At 52.8% G+C, this 25,142-nt stretch carries 20 protein-coding genes; 13 read left to right on the forward strand and 7 right to left on the reverse strand.

Annotated elements, in window-relative coordinates; genetic code table 11:
* Positions 1-11: 11 nt before the first annotated feature.
* Positions 12-1,418: an FGGY-family carbohydrate kinase gene (locus tag GNX18_RS16920; protein WP_166219612.1), complete on the reverse strand. Its 1,407-nt coding sequence runs from the start codon at positions 1,416-1,418 to the stop codon at positions 12-14.
* A 458-nt stretch (positions 1,419-1,876) separates the two neighbouring features.
* Between GNX18_RS16920 and GNX18_RS16925 the strand changes: the two genes are divergently transcribed.
* The 11 genes from GNX18_RS16925 to GNX18_RS16975 all read left to right on the forward strand — a co-directional run bounded on the left by GNX18_RS16925 (position 1,877) and on the right by GNX18_RS16975 (position 14,213).
* The gene (locus tag GNX18_RS16925) at positions 1,877-3,976 is read left to right on the forward strand and encodes a bifunctional rhamnulose-1-phosphate aldolase/short-chain dehydrogenase (RefSeq protein WP_166219614.1); all 2,100 of its coding nucleotides are present in this window, start codon (positions 1,877-1,879) and stop codon (positions 3,974-3,976) included.
* A 28-nt stretch (positions 3,977-4,004) separates the two neighbouring features.
* Positions 4,005-5,297 carry an L-rhamnose catabolism isomerase gene (gene rhaI / locus GNX18_RS16930; protein ID WP_166219616.1) on the forward strand — a complete coding sequence of 431 codons (1,293 nt, stop codon included), beginning with the start codon at positions 4,005-4,007 and terminating at the stop codon, positions 5,295-5,297.
* Positions 5,298-5,464: 167 nt separating this feature from the next.
* Positions 5,465-6,247, forward strand: a complete 783-nt coding sequence (locus tag GNX18_RS16935) for a DeoR/GlpR family DNA-binding transcription regulator (RefSeq protein ID WP_166219618.1) — start codon at positions 5,465-5,467, stop codon at positions 6,245-6,247.
* Between the two features lie 463 nt (positions 6,248-6,710).
* Positions 6,711-7,397 carry a transposase gene (locus GNX18_RS16940; protein WP_166219620.1) on the forward strand — a complete coding sequence of 229 codons (687 nt, stop codon included), beginning with the start codon at positions 6,711-6,713 and terminating at the stop codon, positions 7,395-7,397.
* Positions 7,398-7,835: 438 nt separating this feature from the next.
* Positions 7,836-8,954 (forward strand): ATP-binding protein, encoded by a 1,119-nt coding sequence (locus tag GNX18_RS16945; protein ID WP_166219622.1) that lies wholly within the window; start codon positions 7,836-7,838, stop codon positions 8,952-8,954.
* A gap of 22 nt (positions 8,955-8,976) precedes the next feature.
* Entirely contained in the window at positions 8,977-9,525 is a 549-nt protein-coding gene (locus tag GNX18_RS16950; protein WP_205827982.1) for a helix-turn-helix transcriptional regulator, read from the forward strand.
* Positions 9,526-9,823: 298 nt separating this feature from the next.
* Positions 9,824-10,186: a metal-dependent hydrolase gene (locus tag GNX18_RS16955; RefSeq protein ID WP_166219624.1), complete on the forward strand. Its 363-nt coding sequence runs from the start codon at positions 9,824-9,826 to the stop codon at positions 10,184-10,186.
* Between the two features lie 18 nt (positions 10,187-10,204).
* The gene (locus tag GNX18_RS16960) at positions 10,205-11,362 is read left to right on the forward strand and encodes an SAVED domain-containing protein (protein ID WP_166219626.1); all 1,158 of its coding nucleotides are present in this window, start codon (positions 10,205-10,207) and stop codon (positions 11,360-11,362) included.
* Positions 11,352-12,542, forward strand: coding sequence for a nucleotidyltransferase (locus GNX18_RS16965; protein ID WP_166219628.1), 1,191 nt, complete (start codon positions 11,352-11,354; stop codon positions 12,540-12,542). The genes GNX18_RS16960 and GNX18_RS16965 overlap by 11 nt, the downstream gene beginning before the upstream one ends.
* Positions 12,543-13,259 (forward strand): hypothetical protein, encoded by a 717-nt coding sequence (locus tag GNX18_RS16970; protein ID WP_166219630.1) that lies wholly within the window; start codon positions 12,543-12,545, stop codon positions 13,257-13,259.
* A gap of 414 nt (positions 13,260-13,673) precedes the next feature.
* Positions 13,674-14,213, forward strand: a complete 540-nt coding sequence (locus tag GNX18_RS16975; protein WP_138235632.1) for a YdeI/OmpD-associated family protein — start codon at positions 13,674-13,676, stop codon at positions 14,211-14,213.
* Between the two features lie 15 nt (positions 14,214-14,228).
* Here GNX18_RS16975 and GNX18_RS16980 read toward each other — a convergent pair whose 3' ends face one another.
* A complete protein-coding gene (locus tag GNX18_RS16980; RefSeq protein ID WP_166219631.1) occupies positions 14,229-15,275 on the reverse strand; it encodes an alpha/beta hydrolase in 1,047 nt (348 codons plus the stop codon).
* An 80-nt stretch (positions 15,276-15,355) separates the two neighbouring features.
* The gene (locus tag GNX18_RS16985; protein WP_166219633.1) at positions 15,356-16,270 is read right to left on the reverse strand and encodes a bile acid:sodium symporter family protein; all 915 of its coding nucleotides are present in this window, start codon (positions 16,268-16,270) and stop codon (positions 15,356-15,358) included.
* Between the two features lie 494 nt (positions 16,271-16,764).
* Between GNX18_RS16985 and GNX18_RS16990 the strand changes: the two genes are divergently transcribed.
* Positions 16,765-18,243 carry a DEAD/DEAH box helicase gene (locus GNX18_RS16990; protein ID WP_166219635.1) on the forward strand — a complete coding sequence of 493 codons (1,479 nt, stop codon included), beginning with the start codon at positions 16,765-16,767 and terminating at the stop codon, positions 18,241-18,243.
* A gap of 59 nt (positions 18,244-18,302) precedes the next feature.
* On the opposite strand, the gene GNX18_RS16995 is transcribed toward GNX18_RS16990, so the two are convergent.
* From GNX18_RS16995 to GNX18_RS17010, 4 genes are all read right to left on the reverse strand, one after another.
* Complete coding sequence (locus GNX18_RS16995) at positions 18,303-19,592, reverse strand: M20 family metallopeptidase (protein WP_166219637.1); 1,290 nt, start codon at positions 19,590-19,592, stop codon at positions 18,303-18,305.
* Positions 19,593-19,653: 61 nt separating this feature from the next.
* Positions 19,654-20,652 (reverse strand): family 43 glycosylhydrolase, encoded by a 999-nt coding sequence (locus GNX18_RS17000; protein WP_166219639.1) that lies wholly within the window; start codon positions 20,650-20,652, stop codon positions 19,654-19,656.
* A 520-nt stretch (positions 20,653-21,172) separates the two neighbouring features.
* Positions 21,173-22,774, reverse strand: a complete 1,602-nt coding sequence (locus GNX18_RS17005) for an AbgT family transporter (RefSeq protein ID WP_138235626.1) — start codon at positions 22,772-22,774, stop codon at positions 21,173-21,175.
* A gap of 295 nt (positions 22,775-23,069) precedes the next feature.
* Entirely contained in the window at positions 23,070-23,825 is a 756-nt protein-coding gene (locus tag GNX18_RS17010; RefSeq protein WP_166219641.1) for an OmpW family protein, read from the reverse strand.
* Positions 23,826-24,010: 185 nt separating this feature from the next.
* On the opposite strand from GNX18_RS17010, the gene GNX18_RS17015 reads away from it, so the two are divergent.
* The gene (locus tag GNX18_RS17015) at positions 24,011-24,718 is read left to right on the forward strand and encodes a gamma-glutamyl-gamma-aminobutyrate hydrolase family protein (protein ID WP_138235624.1); all 708 of its coding nucleotides are present in this window, start codon (positions 24,011-24,013) and stop codon (positions 24,716-24,718) included.
* The last annotated feature ends 424 nt before the right edge of the window (positions 24,719-25,142 follow it).

Genomic DNA, 25,142 nt, shown 5'->3' on the forward strand with positions numbered 1-25,142 from the left:
TTATTGGTGTATTACTTAGAAAGACAGATGCTTGGTTGAACACAAAGTTCTGTCCATCGTTCTTTATACTTGTTTAGGTTATTGAGCTTTATTGCCGGAATCTTAGTAGATGTCATCACAGGCGTGGCATGAACCTTGTTGGTTAACATTACCGAACCGGTTACTGTTCCTGTTTCATCATGAGAGATGAAAACTTCTTGATTGCCGCGCAGAGCAGTAAAAATTTGTAGTAGCAGCATGTTTTTTTGATAAGCCCCTTCCAAAAAGATTGGGCCTTTTGAAGAGATGAGTTCAAGCTGCGTGTCGAGCATTAGTGCCAAATATAGTGTTGCGAGCGCTGCAGGTGGTGTACCTTCCGGAAGTTCTCCTGCTATGCATCCTTGAGCGTCAGGGTAAGGACCTGTACCTTCCGCCCAAGTCGGTAAGCAATAGCAGGCATGGTCGATTACATTCTGTATGTCCGACTTTGTAAATTTTTCTTCAATATCACCTTTCAAGAAGCGGCAAATCAATTGTGCTTCGCGACCTGCCATAAACCTTGAGCACACTATTGGCGATCCATGCGCATCAACATTCAAGAGAAGATCCCTCGTTTCAGGAAGCTTCTCTGGAGATGAGTTGTTGGACATGGCAATTGACCAAGTACCAGTTGAGATTACCGTGAACTCTTCATGTTGCTTATGGGCCAGATAGCGGTAGTAGCTCGCGTTGCTATCGTGAATTCCAACGTACACTTTGCAGGTGTCGGAAATTCCAGTGGAGGCAACGACATCGGGGGAAATAGAACCGGCGATATCGCTAGCTTTTCGCAGCGGTGGAAAAAGGTGAGTCCATCCCATTTTCTCTACAAGGCTGGAGAAATTTCCATTCTCAGGATCCCACAAATCGGTGTGACAACCGAGAGACGTAACCTCTGAAAAAACACATCCAGTCAACCGCCAAGCCCAATACTGCGGGTACATCAGTATCTCGGTTACCTTGGCGAATTCATCCGGAAACGTTGATTGTTGCCAAAACAACTGTTTGGCGAGGTTAAGTCCTGCGGGCAGGTTGGGTGAGCCCGTTTCTGCGAAGCTAGGACGGATTTTTTGATAGGAGTCTTCCGTACACTCTATTCCGATGTACTCGTAGTCGAGAATCGGTAGAACCAGTGGGTTCTGAGGGGAGCGGCGGTTTATAAGTGCCGCCGTTGCGCCATGAGTAGTAATAATGATCTTGGATATATTTCTGTTGACTTGCCAGCTGCGGAGATTCTCGATTATCCATTCCCAAGTACTGTCAACGTCGAAGTGGGGATATGGTGGTAAGTTAGATACGGCATTGGGCTTGGTGACTTGCGTTACAGGGACTCCCACTTCTGAGCGCAGATGTAACTTTATATTGGTTTTGCCTATGTCCAGTACTGCAATGTGGTTCATGTTCGAGTTCTTCTAATTGTTAACTATCGGAGCTCATGGCTCTGGTCCTGACAGCCACATCCAGCTTCTACCAAAGCCATGGGAATTTGCAGCACTGATCTGTGGCGGGAGGCGGTTTCAGTACCTGAACCGCCCATCTTCACGAATTCAAGATCAAAATTTGCGCGCTTCCATGATTGAATTCGGTGTGGCTGGTTGGTCATGACTTTTTGATGCTGCTCAGTGCCCGAATGATGGGAAAGGTTATCCGTGAGTGATCGTTGTTACAACAAAAATATCGAATATGATTGCTTGCGGCCCTAAAACCAATCAAATACAATCGTACTCAATCGCGCTGGGGTCCGTGAATGTCGAATCCGCGCGTTCTTGATGGTCGGGGCACACGACGGTGATGTTCCCGATGGACCACAGCTGACGCACATACAGTGAAGTAATAACTGACAATAATGGGTTTTACGATGACCTCTACCCTCTCTAACCTTTGGGATGACGCCGCGGCCTCGAAACTGGGCGAGCCAGAACTTTTGCAGTACAGATCAAACCTCCTGGGCAGTGATCTGCGAATTACCAACTATGGTGGTGGTAACACATCCGCGAAAATTGAAATGCAAGACCCTCTAACCGGATCTGGGGCCACCGTTTTGTGGGTGAAAGGTTCTGGTGGAGATCTTGGCTCTATCGAGCTGGATGGGTTCTCAACGCTCTATATGGACAAGCTGCAGCAGCTCAAGTCCCTTTATCGTGGAAAAGAGTACGAGGATGAAATGGTGGGGTACCTTCCCCATTGCACGTTCAACCTTAATTCTCGCGCGGCGAGCATTGATACTCCCCTGCACGCGTATATCCCTCATCCCCATGTTGATCACATGCATCCTGACTCCGTGATTGCTATTGCTTGTACCAGCGATAGTCGGAAACTGACAGCAGAGATTTTTGAGGGAGCTCTCGGTTGGTTGCCATGGCAGCGTCCTGGATATGATCTGGGTCTTAAGCTTGAAGCCATTTGTGCAGAGAACCCGACAATCAAAGGCGTTGTACTCGAGGGGCACGGATTGTTCACGTGGGGAGAGACGTCTAAAGATTGCTACTTGAATACCATCGAAGTGATTCAGAGAGCATCAGATTGGCTTGCGCGAAACAATAGCAAGGAAGCTTTCGGTGGATCTTCAATCGTGCTCGGTTTGCACCAGGGCTCTCGTGAGCGTGTTGCCACGCGGCTGATGCCATTGATTCGTGGGAAAATAACTCAAGGACAGAAAAAAGTCGGTCATCTGAACATGTCCGAAACTGTGCTTCAGTTTGTTAATTCTGTGCAGTTGGAAAAACTCGCCGCTATGGGAACTTCGTGTCCCGATCACTTTCTGCGAACCAAAATCCGTCCCCTAGTGTTGGATTTTAACCCCGACGCAGTTGATCTGGAGAAGGAAATTGACCGTTGTGTGGACGGCTTAGATGCACAGTTGGAAAGCTACCGCGCTGAATATGCAGCATATTATGAGCGCTGTAAAAATCCTTCCAGCCCGGCAATGCGCGATCCAAATGCTGTTGTGTACCTTATTCCTGGTGTGGGAATGGTGACTTTCGCGAAAGACAAATCTACAGCTCGTATTGCTGGTGAATTCTACGTAAATGCAATAAATGTAATGCGTGATGCCAGTGGCGTCAGTAATTATATGGGCTTGGACGAACAAGAGGCGTTCGATATCGAGTACTGGTTGCTCGAAGAAGCTAAGCTGCAGCGTATGCCAAAACCCAAATCATTGGCTGGCCACGTGGCATTTGTATCAGGCGGTGCTGGTGGAATTGGAAAAGCAACAGCACGTCGTATGCTGGATGAAGGTTGTTGTGTAGTACTGGCCGATATCGATGCGGAAGCACTGAGTATCGCTGAATCGGAACTATCGAAAGCCTATGGTAAGGACGCTGTGCGCAGCATCGTTTGTGATGTAACTAGTGAAGATAGTGTCGTCGCTGCATTCGCTGCTGTTGCCCGCGAGTATGGCGGGGTGGATATTGTCGTTTCAAATGCGGGAATAGCTTCATCAGCACCGCTGGATGAAACTTCGCTGGAACTTTGGAATAAGAATATCAGTATTCTTACAACAGGTTATTTCATTATCAGCCGTGAGTCTTTCAAATTACTGAAAGCCCAAAATACGGGTGGAAGTTACGTGTTTGTTGCAAGTAAGAATGCGCTTGTAGCTTCACCGAATGCCTCGGCGTACTGCACTGCGAAGGCGGCAGAAATTCAGTTGGCTCGTGCCGTCGCCCTTGAAGGGGCGCCTTTCGGAATCCGCTGTAATGTAGTCAATCCGGACGCAGTTCTGCGTGGTTCCAAAATCTGGACAGGTAAGTGGAGGGAGGAACGGGCTGCAGCATATAACATGGGCGAGGAAGAGCTTGAGCAGCATTACCGCAACCGTAGTATGCTGAAGCTGAACGTTTTTCCAGAAGACATTGCCGAAGCTGTCTATTTTCTTGCCTCAGACAAGTCTTCTAAATCTACTGGCAATATCATAAACGTCGATGCCGGGCATGCCCCGTCGTTTACCCGATAGAATTCACCCGATAAGTTAAGGGTATACAATGGATAATAAAATCAATATAGACATGGTCGCTGAGCACAATGCGGCCAGAATCAGCGCGCTGGAAGAAGATTTTTCCTATCTTACACGTCGCCTCGCCCGGGATGGGATCGACTCCGAGACCCTGGTTGAGAAGGCCCAGAAGTTTCAGATTGCGGTGCCGTCATGGGGTGTGGGTACCGGCGGTACCCGGTTTGCGCGTTTCCCTGGCATTGGCGAGCCGCGCAATATCTTTGAAAAGCTCGAAGATTGCGCTGTAATCAATCAATTGTCGACATGTACGGAAAGTGTATCTCCGCATTTCCCGTGGGATGTCGTCGATGATTTTACTGAGCTGAAGCAGTACTCTGACGCCTTGGGTCTTAAGTGGGATTCTATTAATTCCAATACATTTCAAGATCAGACTGGCCAGTCTAAATCGTATAAGTTTGGTAGCTTGACCAATACAGATGCCAAGACCCGAGATCAAGCGATCGCTCATAATATTCAGTGTATAGAATGGGGCGAAATTTTAGGTTCCAAGCGCTTAACAGTCTGGATTGGTGACGGATCTAATCACCCTGGTCAGCAACATTTCCAGAGAGCATTTGAGCGTTATCTCGATAGCATGAGGGCTATTTACCGCGCTCTCCCGTCGGACTGGGAGCTGCATATCGAGCACAAGATGTTTGAGCCCGCATTTTATTCCACTGTTGTTCAAGACTGGGGCAGCAACATCCTTGCAGCAATCGAGCTCGGTGACAAAGCCAAATCCCTGGTTGACCTCGGGCACCACGCACCCAACGTAAATATTGAAATGATCGTATCCCGTTTGATTCAGTTCAAGAAACTGGGGGGGTTCCATTTCAATGATAGTAAATACGGGGATGACGATCTTGATAGCGGATCTATTCATCCGTATCAACAGTTCCTGATTTTCAATGAGCTTGTGGACGCTGAAGCCCGTGATCAAGATGGTTTTGCTCCTTCTTATATGCTGGATCAATCCCACAACGTTACCGATCCTATCGAAAGTTTGATCAATTCCGCAATTGAAGTGCAGCGCTCCTATGTCAAAGCTTTGCTCATTGACCGTGATGCTCTTTACGAATACCAAGAGAGAAACGATGCATTGATGGCAAGCGCAACACTAAAGCAGGCGTTTAACATTGATGTAAGCCCCATACTGGCAATGGCTAGGTACCGTAATGGCGGTGCTATTGAGCCAATATACTCCTATCGTCAGTCTGAATATCGCGCACGTGTAGCAAAAGATCGCCCTGCCGTGGCAGGTAGTGGTTCAGGTATCGTGTAGCTCCCCCTTCCACTCATCATCTCGTCGCTTGGATGGAGACCTTGTATGCGCCGCTTTGCGGCGCTTTTTTTTGAATGAATTCGCGTTTGTCATTTGGTGGGCATGCTGTTGTTTGTGCAAAAGTGATATTAGTTAGATTCGAAACCGAGTAAGTCAGTGGGGATTTAATGCTAGAAAGCGAACGGCATCAGTTAATTCTAAGCACGCTGTCTGAGCATGATTTCATTAGTGTTCGTACACTTTGCGGTCACGTCGACGCTTCTGAGGCAACAGTTCGGCGAGATTTGATTCAGCTTGAGCGAGAGGGGAAATTGACGCGCAGGCGCGGTGGTGCTGAAATCTCGGATACTGAGCGTGCCAAGCAACTACTTCAGCGGCGGAGTGGTGGTTTTTTATTGGATCTTGAACGGAATATTCCTGAAAAGCGTCAGTTAGCCCGACGCGCCGTGGAGATGTGTGATGAAGGAGAAGCCATAATTATTAATGGTGGTTCGTCCACATATATGATGGGGGAATTTTTAAAGAACCGAAAACTAAGTATTCTTACAAATTCCTATTATTTGGCATTAGATCTAATTGAAAATAGTGAAAACCAGATAACACTGCCCGGAGGCGAAATCTACCGAAAGCAGGGGATTGTTCTAAGCCCATTCGAAAGCGATACAATACCATTTTATCATGCCAGTAAAATGTTCATGGGAACCCCTGGGATAGGAGGTTTTGGGGTTATGGAATCCGACCCCCTACTCATACGTGCGGAACACAAATTGCGAAAGCAAGCTGAAGAATTAATTGTTCTCGCGGACAGCTCGAAGCTTGGAAAACGCAGTAATTTTATATTTGAGCCATTGGAAAACGTTGACGTGTTAATTACAGATTCGTTAGCTGATGATCGCTATGTTCAAATGTTTGAGCGGAGTGGTATTGAGGTTATTTTGGTAGAGTGTTAGGTGCCGGAGTGATAGAAATATATAGCGCACTAATAGCGACGAGCAAAAACTACCTGGTACAGGGGTTACATCACTCTACGTCACTTGATTGCTAGTCGAAATGTAGCTGCTTGGTGCTTTCAGGTTGGATTCAATTAAAGAGCTGGGCTAGGAACTTGGTGTTTGATTTTTGTTCAGATTGAGATGCGTGTCATAAGTAGTCGCTTTTCTCGCTTGTGACCAATTGGTCAAGCTGCACAATCTTACATCCTTTTAAATCATAAGATTAGGAAAATGGTGCTATTGGTTTTTGTAGGGGGAAAACATAAGATCTGCTGAACTCTCGTTACCAAATCCCGTAATTTTCCCGCCTTATAATAGGCAGGGTCGATAACTTAGAGAGTTGCTGTAATGCACAAGGTTGGAGGTCCGCGCGATAATGCTCAAGATCTCTCGAATCAGCCCATCACCGGGGGAATTGACAATGACTCGTAATGCCGAGAGTAAGTACTTGGCCGTGGATGGGAGCGCTATCATTGCTTCTCAAGCCGTTCCCGGCGTTCAGTGCCTTGTGGACCCTTTTGCGATCCAAGTCTGGATTGGTGACAAAATATGCACATTGCACTGTGTCGCGTTCGTACTGGCCTGTTCTCGCCTGAAGTATGTAGGTCTATCACTCCATCCTTTGGATCAAGAGAGTTTTATCCATCTGCATGACAAAGCTTTCCGGTATTTTGGAGGGGTTACCTTCGAATGCCTTTATGACCATGCCGTTCTGACGACTATTGACGAACAATGCCGCAAGCTGCACGTAAGTCAGGTTTTCAAGCAGTACGCCACCACTGCCGGTTATCGTATACGCACTTTTGGTTTTGATTCGAAGAGCAGATGCTATTTGGAGCGTGAGGTCAATTTCATCTCGCGGGCATTACAGAAAGTCTTCGATGTCGCGCGCTTTGCTGATGATGGAGCTGTGCACGCGTATATAAGTGATTGGCTCGAGGTAGACGCCAACGCCCGCCTTCACGACACCACGTTGCGCGTGCCACGTGAACATTTCGTTACTGAAGAGCAATCCCAGCTTCGTCCTTACCTGGTACCGGACAGTTTGCTGTACAAGAACTTGGCCAAGGACACACAGCAGGTCAACAAAACCGATCCGCGCGCCTAAAAATTAACAAACTACAAGAGATGAATTTTCACTGAAGCAGGCAGGCTGGAGCCTGCAGTCTACTTCGGGGAAAAAGGTGGGGCGGGCAGGAACATCCGCCAACGGCGTGGATAAGTAGTTCGACATGTTGACCACTACAAGGTAAATCTTGAATTAACTGTGAGTATCTTGTTTGGGTTGGAAGTATGGGCTTCTGCAACATTGAAATGTGTTATGGAGGTGCTTATGAAAGGTTCATTCGTTAAGTCATGCGTATGGTGCGGGGTGGCATTTATGCGGGGCCATGGTGGGACACTTCCAATCCAGATGAGAGGTTAGCGGTTATAAATGAATTTTCCTGGCTGGGAAAAATGTAGAGAGGTGCAAGTCCTCTCCCTCGCACCATATGTTTCGTGAGTGCGATGGATGCGCTCACTCGGTTGATTAAAGCGATAGGCAATGAAGCAGAAGATTGAACAGGTTCTAAGCGCGACGCCAGGGTTAAAGGGGCGTCAGATCGCCCATAAGTTGGGGTTGGACAAAAAGGATGTGAATTCGTATCTGAACAAGCAGGATGGTCATTTCTTCAAAGATGAAAACCACTGCTGGTTTGTCGTTCAAAATGAGCTCATGGAAATTCATCTTGATGGTGAAACCTGGATAGACGGCTTGGCATTGGATCGTTCAATCGCTAAGGTCGGATCACCATTGGAGTCAGCGTGTTCTTCTATCCATTTCATTGTGCCTGAGAGCTGTAAAATATTTCTAGATGCGGAAGCAAGGTTGCTCGCATATTCAAATCAGTGCATTCATGCCGGAAAGCGCGTTGTAATTGATTTTAATAATTGCATGAACACGCTGAGCTGGTTCGATAGAAATGGCTTTTTTGAAATGCTACATAAGGACGTTGTGGTAAAACCCAATCGTCCGATGTTTTCTAGCGCAGAGTTATTTAAGGGTAATAGTGAAGCCGTTTATGAGTTCGGTGAGGTTGACCCTATGGATCTCGATGAGGATATTCCCCAGCGATTAAAGCACAGTTTTGTGAACTATGCTGGCGTGCAATATTCGCAGCCAGCTTTTACTGTTTTATCCGAATTATTCGGCAATGTTCGCGACCACTCTGAATCCCCGATACCTGGATATATAGCGCTTCAGCACTATAAGGGCTTTAAGGGGAGGAGAGGCTTTGGCGGCGTTAAGCCCCATATTCAAACTATTGTTTCTGATAGTGGGCGCGGGATCACGGGGACGCTAAAGCCGGTACTTCAGGCGCGGTATCCCGAGATTTTCAGCATGTTCGATTTCTCTGATCCAAAGTCTGATCCCTTGCTTGTGCGAGAGGTTTTTAAAAGAGGGCGGATTTCTCAATCTAGCGATGAAGGTCGCGGTTTGGGTCTAAAACGAAGCGGAGATGTGGCCGCATCTTATGACGCAGTAATCTTCGTGAGGGAAGGTAAGTTTGAGCTTAAGCTCAATTATAAATCCGGAAAATTACACAAGACAGATTACGAATTAGGTCTTCCAAAATTGATGGGAACGCATATTTGTTTTGACTTCATTCTTGCGAAAGATTAGAAGATCTGGTTAAATTAAGAAGATGAACCAGAAAGTGATTCCTATGCGCCTTCGCGATTTTACTAAAGACGATCATCCCTTCGGTAACAAGCAGGGGAGAGAAGTGCTTTCATTACTTTCTGATTATGTCGATGATAATCCTTCGGATATCTACGAGATTTCTATAGAAGGTATTGAAGCCACGGATGCTTCTTTTCCTAGAGAGAGCGTGATCTCGCTGGCCAAACTTTGTAAGGGGGAGAAGGGATTTTATCTGAGCGGTTCATTCACCAAAGACCTTCTTGATAACTGGCACTATGCCGCCATAGCCAAGGAGCAACCTCTTATTCTCAAAACTGATGATGGATACTCGGTTATTGGCCCGGCTCTGAGTAAAGGGGCAAAAGAACTGCTCGACTTCATTATGAAAGAGGGAGAAGTTACCACCTCTAAGGTCGTTCGGAAGTTTGGTGGCTCGGCTCAAAATGCGAGTGCTAAGCTCAAAAAGCTCTATGCTACCGGCCTGATTTTAGGCAGTAAGGCTGTTGCCGAGTCTGGTGGTCTGGAATTTGTCTACAGAGCAATCAAATAAATCTGTTAAAACGGGTTGACTTTAGCAGAATTGATCAGGTATTCTCTGATTCATGGGCTTAAGAGCCTTTTTTATTGGGGTCTGGTAAAACAGATTAAGTTTAGCAGAAGTGAGGGGAATCGCATGGCTAAAAATCCACCAGTAGGAGACGGACACCGCAAAGGCGCGGTTAAAGGACGGTCTCAAACACAAACGCCCTCAGGGCACTATGTGAAGCGTGATACGTCCACAGGCAGATTTATGGATGTGAAAACGACTGACAAGACGCCTTTCAAGGGCGTTCGCAAGGAGAAGTAGCATGGCCAATGGAGCTGATCATATTGCGGCAGGCGCATTAACAGGAGTGGCGATGGCGTGCTATGGCCAGAGCCAGAGTGAGAACGTTAATCCGTTACTGGCAATTGGTGCCAGCACAGTTTTTTCCAAGTTGCCCGATTGGATAGAGCCAGCCACCAATCCGCATCACCGACAGTTTTTCCACAGTGTTAGCTTTTTGGCGATGCTGGGTTATGGCTTGAAGAAGGCCTATGACTGGAAGCCCAATGATAAAGAGGGGAGGTTATTGCGGTTTCTGACCTTATGCGCAGGAGCTGGTTATATCAGCCATCTGGTGCTTGATGGGCTGACGCCAAGATCACTGCCCTTGCTGGGTAAAGTGTAAGGACGAGAGGGAGTAGTCATGGTTTCAGAGGTTACGAGGCATATAACCGATCAGGTTCAGCGAGAGCTATGGGCGCGGGCTGCTGGCCGCTGTCAGTTCGAAGGGCATAACAGGCTGCTCCATACATCCTGTGTGACGAAAGAATCTGTCAATGCAGCGCAAAAAGCTCATATCTACGCATTCTCGGAGAACGGGCCTCGGGGGCATGGGCCGTACAAAGCTAATCGCGAAGCCCTCAATGATGTTAGTAATCTGATGCTGATGTGCTATGACTGCCACAAAAAAATCGATCAGGATGGCGGCGGAGACCGATATCCTGCTGACCTTTTGATTGCATGGAAAACGCAGCATGAACAGCGAGTGGAAATTGTAACGGGCATTGCTCCTGACAAAAAATCCAATGTCGTGCTGTATGGAGCCAATATCGGTTCTGAGAAATCGCCGATCCAATACCATGCCTGTGTTGAGGCCATGTTTCCGCAGTGGTATCCAGCTACCGAACGCCCTGTGCCCGTTTCCATGACCTCGGAGCTGAATGACAGCTCACCGCAATATTGGCAAGCAGAATCCCAGCATCTTCTGAAAGCCTTTCAGCGGAAAATTCTATCGATTATCGAAGATGAGCCCTGCAAGCATTTTTCTGTGTTTGCGCTCGCACCCCAGCCAATGTTGATACAGCTCGGTGCTTTGCTTACGGATAAAATCGACGTGGAGACCTACCAGCTTCATAGAGAGCCTAAGGGCTGGGTGTGGCAGGACTGCGCAGATGAGTTTGATTACATCATAAACAGACCAGATAGCTTTGACGGGAAGCCTGCACTGATTGTATCGCTGAGCGATCACGTCTCGCCTGAGCGTATTACCAGGGTGATCGGTGAGGACACGTCGATCTGGGAAATAACCCTTAAAAATCCGCACAACGATTTTATGCAGGCCAAGCAGCAACTTTCTCTGTTCAGAAAGCGCCTGAGAAGCTTGATTGTCGAAATCAAGCGCGCGCACGGTGAAGCGACGCCGCTTCATATATTCCCCGTGATGCCGGTGTCGTGCGCTATTGAATTCGGGCGGGCAAGAATGCCCAAGGCCGATATGCCGTGGTTGATTTACGACCACGACATGAAGACTCAGGAATTTATTAAAGCTATTGAACTGAAAGGCGATTTACATGATGTCTAATCGAAGTAACGAAGTGCTGAAAGGCATTCTTGAAAAAATTGAACTGCCCAATGGCGCCTATGAAAAGGCGGAAAAGCGGTATAAGGATATTGGTGAGTGGTTGCACCGTGAGGATTCAAGCTGTCTTGAATATGACCCGTTTGTTTTCTCGCAAGGCTCGTTCAGGCTGGGCACGGCTATTAAGCCTGATGCCGGTGAAGGATATGATCTCGATATGGGGTGTAACCTGCGCCAGGGATTGGGCAAAGGCGATATCACGCAAGAGCAGCTTAAAAACCACGTCGGGGCTGAATTGGAGCTGTATCGCAAGGAGCGCGGCATCAAGGAAGATCTTTCCGAGAAAAAGCGCTGCTGGCGGCTTGAATATGCCGATGGGCTGAGCTTTCACATGGACATCGTGCCATGCATTCCTGAAAGCGAAACCGGCAGGGGCGTTTTGAAGAAGCGCATGGTTGAAAACTCCCGCTTTGATGATGCGCTTGCTCAAAACGTATCCGAGCTGGCGGTGTTGATCACCGACAACACTAATCCTGGCTATAAGATCACGACGGATGACTGGCGTATCAGCAATCCTGAGGGCTATGCGCGCTGGTTCGAGATGCGTATGAGAACCGCGCAATCGATCATCAACGAGCGTGAGATGAGCTTTAATGCCAGTATTGATAGCCTGCCTTACTATCAGTGGAAAACGCCATTGCAGCAGGCCATTCAGCTCTTAAAACGTCACCGCGACACTATGTTCAAAGATAACGAGGACAGCAAACCCATCTCGGTGATTATCACCACCTTGGCGGCAAAGGCCTATAACGGCGAGAGTGATCTTGCATCGGCCTTGACCAATATCCTCTCGCGCATGGGTGATTACATCAATGGCTCAGTGCCTTTGGTACCTAATCCTGTAAACCCTGCGGAAGACTTTGCGGATAAGTGGTATGACGAGGGCTCGGCCAAGCATAAATTGAAGGAGAACTTCGACAAGTGGCTTTATCAGGCCAGAGCCGACTTCAAGGCCTTATGTAGCAAGGATAATAGCCAGCTTGTAGTTGAAGCGGCAGATCGTGGTCTGGATGTCAGCCTGGACGCCATGTCTGTTGCACTGGCCTTGGGCTTGTCTGCGGCAGTGATTACGCCGACCAAAGAGATCCATGCCTCTGATCCGAAGCCGTGGTTTGATCAATAGATGCGCCATTGGGATGCTTTAGGACTTGAAGACTTTCTGGCGGCTCATCCGCGGATCAGGATTTTGGAAATCAACGATGAGCGGCTTGTGCTCGCAGGCGAGTACCATTTAAGGGCTCAGCTAGCAGGTAGTCAGCTCGTTGAGCAGGCCTATCGACTCAAGTTGATTTGTCCTCGTGATTACCCTGTAAAGCTGCCTAAGGTTATTGATGAGGGAGAGTATTTCCCGCGTAATCAGGAACATCATACTTATGCCGATGGCTCGTTTTGTCTTGGCTCAGAGCTGAAAATTAAGTCACTGCTAAAGGGTGATCATTCACTTTCGGCATTCTTTGAGAAAATTGTTGACGGGTTCTTATACGCTGTAACACACCGCGGTGAATTTGGGAGTTTTCCCTATGGAGAGCTCGCTCATGGTGAGCAGGGCTTGATCGATGACTACGGGGACATGTTCGGCCTTAGAGGAAAATTGGCGGTATTGCGTGCATTACAGGCTCTTGGCAAGCGTAAGCGGGAAGCCAATAAACTGCCTTGCCCGTGCGCTTGCGGCCTGAGGCTAGGGCGTTGTGATTACCGCTTTGTCTTGAGCAAGTTCCGTGATATCGGGCGCCGTCGCTGGTTCAGGCAGCATTTAAAAGCCTCCTTCAAACCGATTGAAAAAGCCAAGAAGGCTAAAAGCAAAGCGGGTGTTTTACGTACGATGCGTAAAGCGGCTTGAGTTCTTTTTAACCAATTCATTCTGAATATTCTCAATGCTAGCCAGGGCGTTTCGGCGCTGATGGCTGTCAGGCTTGCTTTTGGCTAGTTCGTTGAAGGTGGCGCACAGTAAAATGTGTAGCTCCTCCACTTTCATGGCGGCCAGTGGTAGCTTTGCCGCGGAATAGGTGGCAGGCTTCGCGTGGAATCAGTGGCAGGCTTGGTCTGATATACGCGCCCTGAATCACCTCCCAAAGGACCAATCTGAAAATTTTTATAAGCTTTTCCTATAAAATGGCTTATAGGCTTTTGGTAAAAACGACCGAAATTAGGTGGGTGTAGGTCGCTTCTTCTATAATGTTTTCCTAAAATCCACAAAAAAGGAGCCTGCTTCAAAGGGCTTTGTTATTTAATGACGGGACAGGGAGAGAGGTTGATGGAAACTGAGTGCAGGTTTCAGGCGGAGCTGTTGCAGCCGGTAAGCCCCGGCGAGAGTTCATCATGGTTGTTTGTCGTTTTGCCAAAGGATGTGAGTGATACACTTCCGCGTCGCGGCCGAACGACGGTGGAGGGCCTGCTCAATGGCCATGCATTTCAGGTAACACTGGAGCCAGATGGTAAATTGAGTCACTGGTTAAAGGTCGGCAAGGAACTGCAGCAGGCTGCGGGCGTTGCTGCTGGTGATTCGGTTACGCTTGAAATCCGGCCGGTGGAGAAGGAGCCGGAGCCTGAGGTGCCTGGGGATCTGCAACAGGCGCTGGCTGCCAATCCTGAAGCGCGCAGTTCCTGGGAGGCGACCACCACGATCGCGCGGGTGGACTGGATACACTGGATCGTCTCCGCCAAGCAGGCGAAGACCCGCGTGAAGCGGATCAACGATGCCTGCAATATGCTGGCCGAAGGTAAAAAGCGGGTGTGCTGCTTTGATACTTCGGGTTTCTACAGCAAGGCGTTACGCGCGCCGGAACACGCGTAATCGGTTGTTGCGCAATCAGTCTGTTCCGTCGAATGAACGGTGCAGGAAGCTGATCATGTCGTCCAAGGTGTCCGGCGCATCCCGGTCAAAGCAGGTGCCGAGATACTCGTTGCAGCCGTTGTCCAGAAACGCGTGGTTTTTCCCCGGATAGAGTCTGAATTCGGCCGGTTGGCCTGCGGCGCGCAAGCGCTCGACAAAATCCTCGACCGCCGCGGGCGGGGTGGTGGCGTCTTTGCTGCCGACGTGTGCAAATACCGGTGGTAAACGGTAGTCCGCGGCTGCGGGAATCTGATGGATGGGGGATACCGCCCGGTAGAGTTCCGGCTGCTTCTCCACGCTGTAATTTTTGCCGAACAGCCCCCGTGCCTGCGTATTCCCCATTTTCCAGAAAATATTCTGCGGGCTTTCAAAACCATTCTGGGCAGCATTGAAAATATCGAAGGCGCCGTAGCTCAGTACCGCCGCCTGCACCCGCAGGCCGTCTTCCGCCGCAATCTGCTCCGGGGTTTTTCCGCTGGGGATGTAACTCGGCTTAAAGGCGAGGTTCGCAGGCGAGAAGTCCTCGCTGCTGAGATTGCGCGCGGCCAGTAATACCATCGCGCTCAGATGCCCGCCGGCGCTGTCGCCAGTGACGGCCACGCGTGCAGGATCACCGCCGTAGCGTGCAATGTTTTCTTTCACCCACAACAAACCGCCCAGTGCGTCCTCGACGATGTCATCCATCGTGGTGGTGTTGCCATTGTCGCCGAGCAACCGGTAGTTCATGTTGGCCACCACGAATTGTCCGTGGCTTGCGAGATATTGGGCGGTGGAATCCATGATGCGGTTGTCGTTAATCAACCAGCCGCCACCGTGATAGATCACGACAACCGGCAGGGGTTTATCGGCGTCCTTTGGTGTAATGATATCGGCGGTCAATTGCCGGTCGCCGGCTTGGGTCCAGGGGATATCGCGCTGGATCGAGAGCGCGGAATTCTTCTGGGAGATTTCCGCGGTGCAGGCGGATAGGAAGAGCAGGCCGAACAGCAGCACCGGGAAGCGGATCTTCAGAGATTGGAACATGGGTATGCCTTATCGGAAAACAGGTGAGACACACTTTATTGCGCAACGTCAGTGGGTGCCAGCGTTCGGGCGTGCCATGTTTATTCCGGGACTGTGTTTGTGCGCTCGGCTACGAGTTCTGGTTCCGGCTTCTCGCCTTCTGCCCACCTGCGCGCGAAGGCTACCAGCAGAAAGCCGATAGGAAACATGATTACGCCGTAAATGGCGGAGGGAATGGACATATCGCCGGACTGCAGCAGCGTCAGTGTCACCATCAACCCCAGGGTGCCATTCTTGATGCCCAGTTCAGTGGCGATGGCGATGCCCTCGCGTTTGCCCAGCCCTATCATTCTTGCGCTGAAAAATCCGAGCGCAATACCGAGCAGGTTCAACGCAATGGTGGCCGGGCCCGCCTGGATCATCAGATCAAGAAAGCGATCGCGCATCCCGTATACAATACCGATTACCAGCGCCGCCAGCACCAAGCCACCGAAGACACTTACCAGACCTTCCGCGCGCGCCGCGAGGGCGGGGCTCGACCGCTTTACCAGCATGCCGATGGCGACCGGCAGCAGCACAATCAGTGACAGCATCAGCACGGTTTTCCCAAACGGCAGCTCAATGGCCTGCTGGGTGCCGTAATTCAGCTCCAGGGCATAGTTCGCAAATATCGGCAGGGTCATGATGGTAATCAGGCTGGCGGAAATCGTGAGCACTATAGAGAGCGCCACATTGCCACGGGCTAGCAGGGTGAACAGGTTGGACGTGGTGCCGCCGGGGCAGGCGGCAATCACCACAAGTCCCACCGCCATTGCCGGCGGCAGTCGCAATGCCCACGCCAGGGCAAACGCCGCCGCAGGCATCAGCAGTATCTGGGTGACTGTACCGAGGATCAGGCCCGCGGGTTTGACCGTGACCTGGTGAAAGTCCCGCGCAGTCAGAGTCATGCCGATACCGATCATGATGATGAACAGGGAGATCGGCAGGCCGATAGAAATCAGGGGGCTCGATTCCATGGGAGGCTCCGGAAATTATTATTAGATCTTGTGTTTATAGCCCACAAAGCGCAAATGCATTGCCGCGGATACTCCAGAAAACGCGCGCGGGGCGAGAATGTCAACGAGTTTACGCCTGGTCGGGCGGGGTTTGGCGGTTTCGATGTCTGCGCTGCAATAGCGGTACCGGGGCCTTACTGAAGTTAAAACTGGGCAGTCTGCGGCACTGTGGTATAGTGCCGCGGCTGGCACTAGCGCCAGTTGCGTCATCTGTAGGCTGGAATGTTTTCTGGCTCCTTTCTGAAACACTGCACCCAGCGGTGTGTCCGAACCCTTTCTACTGAATGCCGCACCCGGTCGAATTGAAATCTTCGACCACAGCCTTTGGCGGCAACTTGAGCTCACCCGTGGAACACCGGAGTTTTCTGCTTCTACCTGGCGAGTTTTCCGAATTTTTATCCGGCAGCCTGTGCTGATTCAGCGCCCGGCCCCGGTCATCTGTAAGAAGAAACTTTATGCTGTTTGAAGATCTCGGCCTTGTGCCGGAAATCGCCCGCGCCGTAGCGGAGCAGGGCTATACCCAACCCACCCCGATCCAGGCGCAGGCCATCCCCGTGGTCATGCGTGGGGGCGATGTGATGGCCGCGGCCCAGACCGGTACCGGCAAGACCGCCGGCTTCACCCTGCCGCTGCTGCACCGTCTGTGCGCCGGCGAGCGCGCGCGCAACAATCAGGTGCGCGCTCTGGTACTCACGCCCACCCGCGAACTGGCGGCGCAGGTGTTCGACAACGTGCAGAGCTACTCCAAGTACCTGCCGCTGCGCCACAGCTGCGTATTTGGCGGCGTGAAGATCAATCCGCAAATGATGCGCCTGCGCGGCGGTGCGGACATTCTCGTGGCGACCCCGGGCCGCCTGCTGGATCTCTACAACCAGCGCGCGATCAAATTCGACGCTCTGGAAGCGCTGGTGTTGGACGAAGCCGACCGCATGCTGGACATGGGCTTTATCCACGACATCAAAAAAATCCTGCGGGTGCTGCCGGCCAAACGCCAGAACCTGTTGTTCTCCGCGACCTTCTCCCCGGAAATCCGCGCCCTCGCCAAGGGCCTGGTCAACGATCCGGTGGAAATCGATGTGAGCCCGCGCAACAGCACCACCAAGACGGTACAGCAGAAGCTGCACCCGGTGGACAAGGCGCGCAAGACGGCGCTGTTGAGCCACCTGATCCGCGAAAACAACTGGCACCAGGCGCTGGTGTTCAGCCGCACCAAGCACGGTGCCAACCGCCTGGCACAGCAACTGGAAAAAGACCGTATCACCGCTGCAGCCATTCACGGCAACAAGAGCCAGAATGCGCGCACCAAAGCCCTGGCGGATTTCAAAAGTGGCAAGGTACAGATTCTGGTGGCAACGGATATCGCCGCCCGCGGTATCGACATCGACCAGCTGCCGCAGGTGGTCAATTTCGACCTGCCGAACGTGCCGGAGGATTACGTGCACCGCATCGGCCGCACTGGCCGCGCCGGTGCCAGCGGTCAGGCGGTTTCGCTGGTCTCGGCAGACGAGATCAAGCAGTTGCGGGATATCGAGCGCCTGATCCAGAGACCGATTGAGCGCGAGGAAATTGAAGGCTTTGAACCGGACCACCAACTGCCGCTTTCGGATGGAAAAGGCGGTGGCAAAGTCGGCAAAGGCAACCAGGTGCGCCGCGGTGGCAACCCGCGTCCGCAATCTGCGGGCAATGGAAATTCTGCTGGCAGCGGCCGTCCGTCTGCCAACCGCTCCGGCAATCGCAGTGGAAATGGCGGTGGCGAGGGGCGCGCTGGTGAAAACCGCGGAGGCAATCGTCGCGGCGGTAATGGTTCCGGTGGCAATGGTGCTGGTGGCAATGGCGGCGGACAGAGCCGCAATCGCAACAGCGATGGCCAGGGCGAGAACCGCTCACAGCAGAACCGCCGACGCCGTCCGCAGCGCCGTCCGGAAACGGCGTGAGTCGATAGCAACAAAAAAGGCGATCACTGATCGCCTTTTTTGTGTCTACCTGTTTGTCGCTAGGGTTTCGCCTGGCTGGCAAAATAATCCAGCGTCAGCTGGGTAATCGCTTCAGTACCTACTTTCAGCGCGCTTTCATCCACATAAAAACGCGGCGAGTGGTTGCTGGCCGCTGTGGCCGGGTCGGTGCCCTTGGGAGTGACGCCGAGAAAGTAATAAAAACCGGGAATCTCATTGGCGAAGAAGGAAAAATCTTCGGCGCCGGTCACTTTCGGTACCACTATGACCTTGTCTTTACCGGCCGCTGATTGCAGCGCGGGAATCGCGGCCTGGGTGAGCGTGGGGTCATTGGCGGTCACCGGGTAGCCTTCGATGATTTCCACTTCGGCTTCTGCACCGCTGCTTTTGGCAAGGTTTTCCGCCGTCACTTTAAGGCGTTTGAAAATTTCCTGGCGGTTGTCCATGTCGAAATTGCGGATAGTGCCGTTCAGGAACACGCTGTCGGGGATGATATTATTGCGCACACCGCCGTCGATTTTGCCGAAGGAAACCACGGCGGGTTCCTTGGTGATGTCGATCTGGCGGCTGACAATGGTCTGGGTGCCCATGATGATCTGCGCCGCTGCGGTGATCGGGTCGACACCGCCCCAAGGGCGTGAGCCGTGGGTCTGGCGCCCCTTTACGTTGATGCGGAATTCATCGGAGCTCGCCATTAGCGGGCCGGAGCGGTAGCCGATCATCCCCGCGGGCAGGCTCGAGGTCACATGCTGGCCAAAGGCCACGGCCGGTTTGTATTTCTTGAACAGCCCTTCCTTCAGCATCAGCTCCGCACCACCTTCCTCACCGTCCGGTGCACCTTCTTCAGCGGGCTGGAAAATAAACAGCACATTGCCGGCGAGTTCATCGCGCATGCCTGCCAGTACCTGTGCCGCCCCCATCAGCATGGCGACATGGGTATCGTGGCCGCAGGCGTGCATCACGCCCACTTCCTCGCCGTTGTATTTGGTTTTGGCCTTGGAGGCGAAGGGGATGTCCACCTGCTCGGTCACCGGCAGCGCGTCCATATCCGCGCGCAGTGCCACAGTGGGGCCGGGCTTACCGCCTTTCAGAAAACCGACCACGCCGGTGTGGGCGATGCCTGTCTCCACCTCCATACCGAGGGATTTGAGGTGTGCGGCTACGTATTTGGCGGTTTCGAATTCGCGATTGCCCAGTTCCGGGTTCTGGTGCAGGTGACGGCGCCACTCGATGACCTTGTTTTCGGTCTGTGCCAGTTGTTTTTCCACATCGGCGGCCTGAGCCTGAGTGGCGGCGAGCGCAAGAGCGAGTGAGAGTAAGGTTTTTTTCACGCGGAATTCCTTGGTTGCAGTGCATGGCCGGCTCACAGGAAACCATGCACTGCCGCGGGAATCAATCCTTACGCGCGTTGACGGCCTTTACCCGCTCAGGGAAATCGGAGACGCCTTTCTCGGTGCGCTCGACTTTCTGGATGGTGCCATCATCATTGAAGTACAGGTACTCCGCCGCGGAGTGGCGCTGGCGTTTTTCGCAGCTGGAGGGGTCGGATTCCAGCCAGCGGTGGTAGAACAGAATCCACTGGCCTTTGTACTCGACGATGGAGTGGTGGTTGTTTGCGTTGTGCTCTTCGTCCATGAAAATCCCTTTGTATTCCCAGGGACCCTTGGGAGAATCGGACATGTAGTAGGCGAGGGCGCGGTTATTTTCCGGCATGGTGAAGTAGTACTTGTCCCCGCGCTTGAATACCCAGGGGCCTTCCATTTTTGGCTCGTAACCGCCCATGTCCATTTTGTGGAAATCGCCCTTGATGCTGCGCATGTCATCGGCCATCTCGACCACGTAGTAATCGAATTTGGTGCCGTGGAAATACAGGTAGGCCTTGCCGTCGTCGTCCATGAACAGCGCCGGGTCATTGGCGTAGGGCTTGCGCCACAGGGGGCCGCCGATGACGTCTTTGAAGGGACCGGTGGGGGAGTCGCTCTCGGCGATACCGATGCCCATCCATTTGGTGCTCTTCTCCGGGTTTACGCGGTCTTTGTGGCCGGTGCCGGCGGGGAACACGAGATAGTATTTGCCGTTTTTGTAGGCGGCGTCCGGCGCCCAGGCGTAGTTGTCGGCCCAGCTGAGGTCGTCGACGGACAGCACCGCGCCGTGGTCTTGCCAGTTGACCAGGTCTTTGGACGAGAACACGTGCCAGTTCTTCATCCAGAAGTCTTCCTGGCATTCCTCGTCGTGGGAGGTGTAGAGATACATTTTGCCGTCCTGCCACACGTGGCCGGAGGGGTCGGCGGTTTTGATATCGCTGCCGAAATTCAGGGGGTTTTGTGCTTGGGTCGCGCTGGAGCCGAGCATCAGCGCCAGCAGGGCTGTGTGAAGTTTGTTTATTTTCATGGGTACTCCGTCATCGCTGTCAGGTAACTGTCAGGCCGTTTATTTTTTTGGTCTGGCCGATTTTACAGGTCGCGTAGTGAAAATAAAGCTCTGTGCCCTGTTTTGGTCTTTCGGGGTTCTAGGCTGGGGTGGTGGCGGCAGAGCTCCGGGTATGGGTTTTCAAAACCGCCATGAATACATCCCTGTAGGCTGCGTCGGAAACATCCCTGTTTCCGACGCTTTTGAAAACCCATACCCGGATCTCTGCCTTCGATTCAGTGCAAAGTGCTTCGTAAGCAAAGAGTGAGGAGAGGCAAAGAGCGGGAGTTGAGAGAAAAAGCCTGGGAAGCAAAAGCTAACGAAGTGCAGTTCTGTGAATTGAAGGGAAAGTGCTGGGTAACCCTTTTTGAAAGCGTCGGAAACAGGGATGTTTCCGACGCAGCCTACAGGGACGTATCTATGGCGGTTTCAAAAAGGGTTACCCAGTGCTTTCCCGCCACCGGAGGTCAGTCAAAACCACCGAAAACCCATAAAACCCGAATTACATGGAGAAGTAAGTAGCAGCCCCAGGCCCAACCGGAAGCCCCGCCACAAACACCCACAGGAAAAACAGCGCCGTCCAACCCACAAAGAAGAATATGGAGTACGGAATCATCGTCGCAATCAGCGTCCCGATGCCGAGATCTTTCTTATAACGGGTGGCAAAGGACACGATCAGGCCGAAATAGCTCATCATCGGCGTGATGATATTGGTCACCGAATCCCCAATCCGGTAGGCCGCCTGGATCACTTCAGGGGCGTAGCCTACCAGCATCAGCATCGGTACAAAGATCGGCGCAGTCACCGCCCACTGCGCAGACGCGCTGCCCAGGCTCAGGTTCACCACACCGCACATCAGGATAAAGAAGAAGAACAGCAGCGGACCGGTGAGGCCGATGCTCTGCAGCGCTTCCGCACCCAGCACCGCGAAAATAGTGCCCAGGTTGGTCATGGAGAAGAAGGCCACGAACTGCGCCGCAAAGAACACCAGCACAATGTACATGCCCATGGTGCTCATACTCTTCGACATGGCGTCGATCACATCGCGGTCGTTGTTTATGGTGCCCACCACCTTGCCATAGACAAAGCCCGGGATCGCAAAGAACACCACGATCAGCGCCACAATACCTTTCAGGAATGGTGAGCCGGCGACTTCGCCCGTGGCCTGATTGCGCAGCACGCCCCACTCCGGAACGATGGTGAGTGCCAGCAAACTGCATACTCCCAGTACCGCAATGCCGGCAAATTTTAAGCCGCGCTTTTCGGTGTCGGTCAGGTCGGTCATCTTGTCCTGGGACAGGTCCACCGAAGCCTCGCTGTTGTCGTACTTGCCCAGCTTGGGTTCGACGATCGCCAACGTCACCCAGCTGCCGACAGCGGTGATCAGGAAGGTGCTGGCGATCATGAAGAACCAGTTTACCTCCGGGCCTACCACATAGTTGGGATCGACCATGTGCGCGGCGGACTCGGTGATACCGGACAGCAGCGGGTCTACGGTGCCGAGGAACAGGTTGGCGCTGTAGCCTCCGGACACCCCGGCAAAGGCGGCGGCGAGGCCCGCCAGTGGGTGGCGGCCGAGGGAGTGGAAGATCATCGCCGCCATCGGGATCAGCACCACATAGCCGAGTTCGGACGCGGTATTGGAGATGATGCCCGCGAACACCACGATCACCGTCACCGTGCGCTTGGACGCCTGCAGCACCATGCCGCGCACCGCGGCCGAAAGCAGCCCCGAATGCTCGGCAATACCCACGCCGAGCAGTGCCACCAGCACCGTGCCCAGCGGTGCAAAGCCGGTGAAATTGGTGACGAGTGAGGTGACGATGGTGCGCAACCCTTCACCGGATAGCAGGTTTACCACGTGGATAACCCCATCGGCGGAGCGACCGGCGGCGCCTTCAGGGCGCGGGTCGACGACAGACAGACCGAAATAGGAGGCTATGCCGCTCAGGACCACCACGCCCAGGGCAAACATCGCAAACAGGGTAATCGGGTGGGGCAACAGGTTGCCGAGCCACTCGACGGTATCGAGGAAGCGGGTAAATGCGGTTTTCTTGCCAGAGCCGGCGGTCTGTACGTCACTGGGGGAAGCGGAAGTTGTCATTATTTCTCCTGAGTGTCGCCCGCAGGCCAAAAAATAGTCAGTTGCGCGCCATCATACACAAAATATGACAGCGATAGTTTTTGTGGATGGAGAACCGGTGTTTATTCTCGAAATTCGTGAATTTTCAGCAATGATCGCTTCAATTCTTAGGTTGAAAAAGGTCTGAGTGCCAGTGCAGCGGCGGCGGAAGCGACGTGTGGCGTTGAGAATGTGATTCAGCGGCGCCAGGGTAAGCGGTCGAGTGCGGCGGAACGGCGAGGCAGAGGGGCGGGCGCGGTGCTTCCGCTGGAATCTGTCAGAACTTATAGCCGAGACCGACGGAATATACCCAGGGGTCTATGTCTACATCGGTTCTGATCCGTGTTTCGTACCCCTGTTCGCTGCGGAAATAAATCTTGGCGTCGCTGTCGATGTCCAGATACCACACCGCGGCATTGAACAGCCAGTTGCTTTCGCGGCCGAACAGTATGTCTATGCCGAGTTCGCCGGCGAGCCCCCAGGAATCGTCCAGTCTCAGATCCGCGGGCGTCCAGGCGTCGAGAGCGTCCGCGAAGTACTCGTCGGCGGTGCTGCTGATTTCCTCGTTGCTGAAGGTGGTAAAGTTCACTCCGAATCCCACGTAGGGCTGTACCCAGGATTCCTTACACACCGGGAACCACTGCACCGTCAGTGTGGCGGGGAGATGCTCCAGGCTGCCGAGATCCACCTGGCCGAGGCGGGCGTCGGGGTTGAGTGGGTCGGGCAGTCCCCCCACTTCCAGATCGTGCTCGAATGGCAGTGCCGCCAACAGGCCGAGGCCGAAGTGGTCGGCGAACAGCCAAGTGGCGGTAATGGTGGCGCTGTCACCAGTGTCCACGTACACGCGGGTGTCGGGCAGTTGGCCAACGCCGTCGATGGCGAGCCAGTCGGATGCGTCGTCGGGGTCCACATAGCCCCAGCCGACACGCAGGACAAAGTCGCCCTGTTCGTAATCCGCCAGGCAGGGGCTGGCGCCGAGGATGGTGGCCAGTGTGGCCGCGATGACGGAGGTCGCCTTGCTGGCTGTTTTCATGAATCCGCTCCTTGAACTCCCCGGGGGTGAGGCGCAACACTTTGATTCTAGCCGGGCCTTTAAATCTGCGATGTTTTCGCGTTTTATCTGGTGTCAGTCCGGACCCGCTTGAGGGTCACGGGGATGGGCGCAATAATGTGATCACATGTTTGGCTATCAGTTGTCTCTGGAAATGGGTAAGTAAAATGAAGATAGGTGTTCTGAAGACCGACGATGTCCGCCCCCAGCTGGTGGGGGAGTTTGGCGAATATCCGGAGATGTTTGCGTCGCTGCTGCAGCGTGAGGAGCCGTCGCTGGAGTTTGTGACCTATGAGGTGCAGCACGGGCACTACCCGCAGGATGTCGACGAGGTGGACGCTTACCTCATTACCGGTAGCAAGACGGGTGTTTACGACGATAAGCCGTGGATTGCGCCGCTGATGGAGTTCGTGCGCGAGCTGCACCGGCGCGAGAAGCCGACACTGGGGGTCTGTTTCGGCCACCAGTTGATTGCGCACGCGCTGGGTGGTGAGGCGCGCAAGTCGGAGAAGGGTTGGGGCATTGGGGTGCACAGTTATGAGGTGCAGGAGACGCCGGTGTGGATGGTGGAGCCGCAGGGCCAGTTTAATCTGTTGGTGAGCCACCAGGATCAGGTGACGGCGCTGCCGCCGGGGACGAAGGTGATTGCGTCCAGTGATTTCTGTCCCTATGCGATGTTGCAGGTGGGTGAGCACATGCTCACCATGCAGGCGCATCCGGAATTCACCAAGCCCTATTCCCACAGCCTGATGGAGCTGCGCCGCGAGATGTTCGGAGACGAGATGCTGGAGAGGGGCAAGGATTCCCTGCAGAACGATATTCATGCGAGTGCGGTGGCGCGCTGGATGCTGGCGTTTTTGAAAAGCGCTTCGTAGTTTTTGGTATTTTGAGCAGGTTTGGTGGCGCCAGAACACTGGGTATCTGTTTTCGAAACCACTGTGAATACATCCCTGTACGCTGCGTCGGCAACATGGCCCGGCCGCTCCATCGCGGCGCCTTCGGCCCCTGTTGCCGACGCTTTCGAAAACAGATACCCAGCACTCTGTCTTCAATTCAAGTAATTTACTTCGTTAGCAATCTTTGCTTTCAACCTAATCCAGAAAAAATCAGGCCTGGTTTGTCAGGATGAAACTCCCTCGTTCATCCTGCCCATATTCTCTCCGTCCACTGCGCACGGGCTCCCTTCACAATCTACGTCAAATGACGCATACCCCTCCCCGGGGAATCTTGTTTCCATTGGCTCTGAATCCATCCTGTGGCTCCGGCTTTCAATGCGGGCGGCGGGTTTGAGCTGCTGGT

This window comes from Microbulbifer sp. SH-1 (genome assembly GCF_011326135.1).
GTDB classification, from domain to species: Bacteria; Pseudomonadota; Gammaproteobacteria; order Pseudomonadales; family Cellvibrionaceae; genus Microbulbifer; species Microbulbifer harenosus.

What these genes read in the sequence shown, in the direction of transcription:
- GNX18_RS16920 (WP_166219612.1), bottom strand. Translation starts at nt 1,418, where the DNA reads ATGAACCACATTGCAGTACTGGACATAGGCAAAACCAATATAAAGTTA.
- GNX18_RS16925 (WP_166219614.1), top strand. Translation starts at nt 1,877, where the DNA reads ATGACCTCTACCCTCTCTAACCTTTGGGATGACGCCGCGGCCTCGAAA.
- rhaI (WP_166219616.1), top strand. Translation starts at nt 4,005, where the DNA reads ATGGATAATAAAATCAATATAGACATGGTCGCTGAGCACAATGCGGCC.
- GNX18_RS16935 (WP_166219618.1), top strand. Translation starts at nt 5,465, where the DNA reads ATGCTAGAAAGCGAACGGCATCAGTTAATTCTAAGCACGCTGTCTGAG.
- GNX18_RS16940 (WP_166219620.1), top strand. Translation starts at nt 6,711, where the DNA reads ATGACTCGTAATGCCGAGAGTAAGTACTTGGCCGTGGATGGGAGCGCT.
- GNX18_RS16945 (WP_166219622.1), top strand. Translation starts at nt 7,836, where the DNA reads ATGAAGCAGAAGATTGAACAGGTTCTAAGCGCGACGCCAGGGTTAAAG.
- GNX18_RS16950 (WP_205827982.1), top strand. Translation starts at nt 8,977, where the DNA reads ATGAACCAGAAAGTGATTCCTATGCGCCTTCGCGATTTTACTAAAGAC.
- GNX18_RS16955 (WP_166219624.1), top strand. Translation starts at nt 9,824, where the DNA reads ATGGCCAATGGAGCTGATCATATTGCGGCAGGCGCATTAACAGGAGTG.
- GNX18_RS16960 (WP_166219626.1), top strand. Translation starts at nt 10,205, where the DNA reads ATGGTTTCAGAGGTTACGAGGCATATAACCGATCAGGTTCAGCGAGAG.
- GNX18_RS16965 (WP_166219628.1), top strand. Translation starts at nt 11,352, where the DNA reads ATGATGTCTAATCGAAGTAACGAAGTGCTGAAAGGCATTCTTGAAAAA.
- GNX18_RS16970 (WP_166219630.1), top strand. Translation starts at nt 12,543, where the DNA reads ATGCGCCATTGGGATGCTTTAGGACTTGAAGACTTTCTGGCGGCTCAT.
- GNX18_RS16975 (WP_138235632.1), top strand. Translation starts at nt 13,674, where the DNA reads ATGGAAACTGAGTGCAGGTTTCAGGCGGAGCTGTTGCAGCCGGTAAGC.
- GNX18_RS16980 (WP_166219631.1), bottom strand. Translation starts at nt 15,275, where the DNA reads ATGTTCCAATCTCTGAAGATCCGCTTCCCGGTGCTGCTGTTCGGCCTG.
- GNX18_RS16985 (WP_166219633.1), bottom strand. Translation starts at nt 16,270, where the DNA reads ATGGAATCGAGCCCCCTGATTTCTATCGGCCTGCCGATCTCCCTGTTC.
- GNX18_RS16990 (WP_166219635.1), top strand. Translation starts at nt 16,765, where the DNA reads ATGCTGTTTGAAGATCTCGGCCTTGTGCCGGAAATCGCCCGCGCCGTA.
- GNX18_RS17000 (WP_166219639.1), bottom strand. Translation starts at nt 20,652, where the DNA reads ATGAAAATAAACAAACTTCACACAGCCCTGCTGGCGCTGATGCTCGGC.
- GNX18_RS17005 (WP_138235626.1), bottom strand. Translation starts at nt 22,774, where the DNA reads ATGACAACTTCCGCTTCCCCCAGTGACGTACAGACCGCCGGCTCTGGC.
- GNX18_RS17010 (WP_166219641.1), bottom strand. Translation starts at nt 23,825, where the DNA reads ATGAAAACAGCCAGCAAGGCGACCTCCGTCATCGCGGCCACACTGGCC.
- GNX18_RS17015 (WP_138235624.1), top strand. Translation starts at nt 24,011, where the DNA reads ATGAAGATAGGTGTTCTGAAGACCGACGATGTCCGCCCCCAGCTGGTG.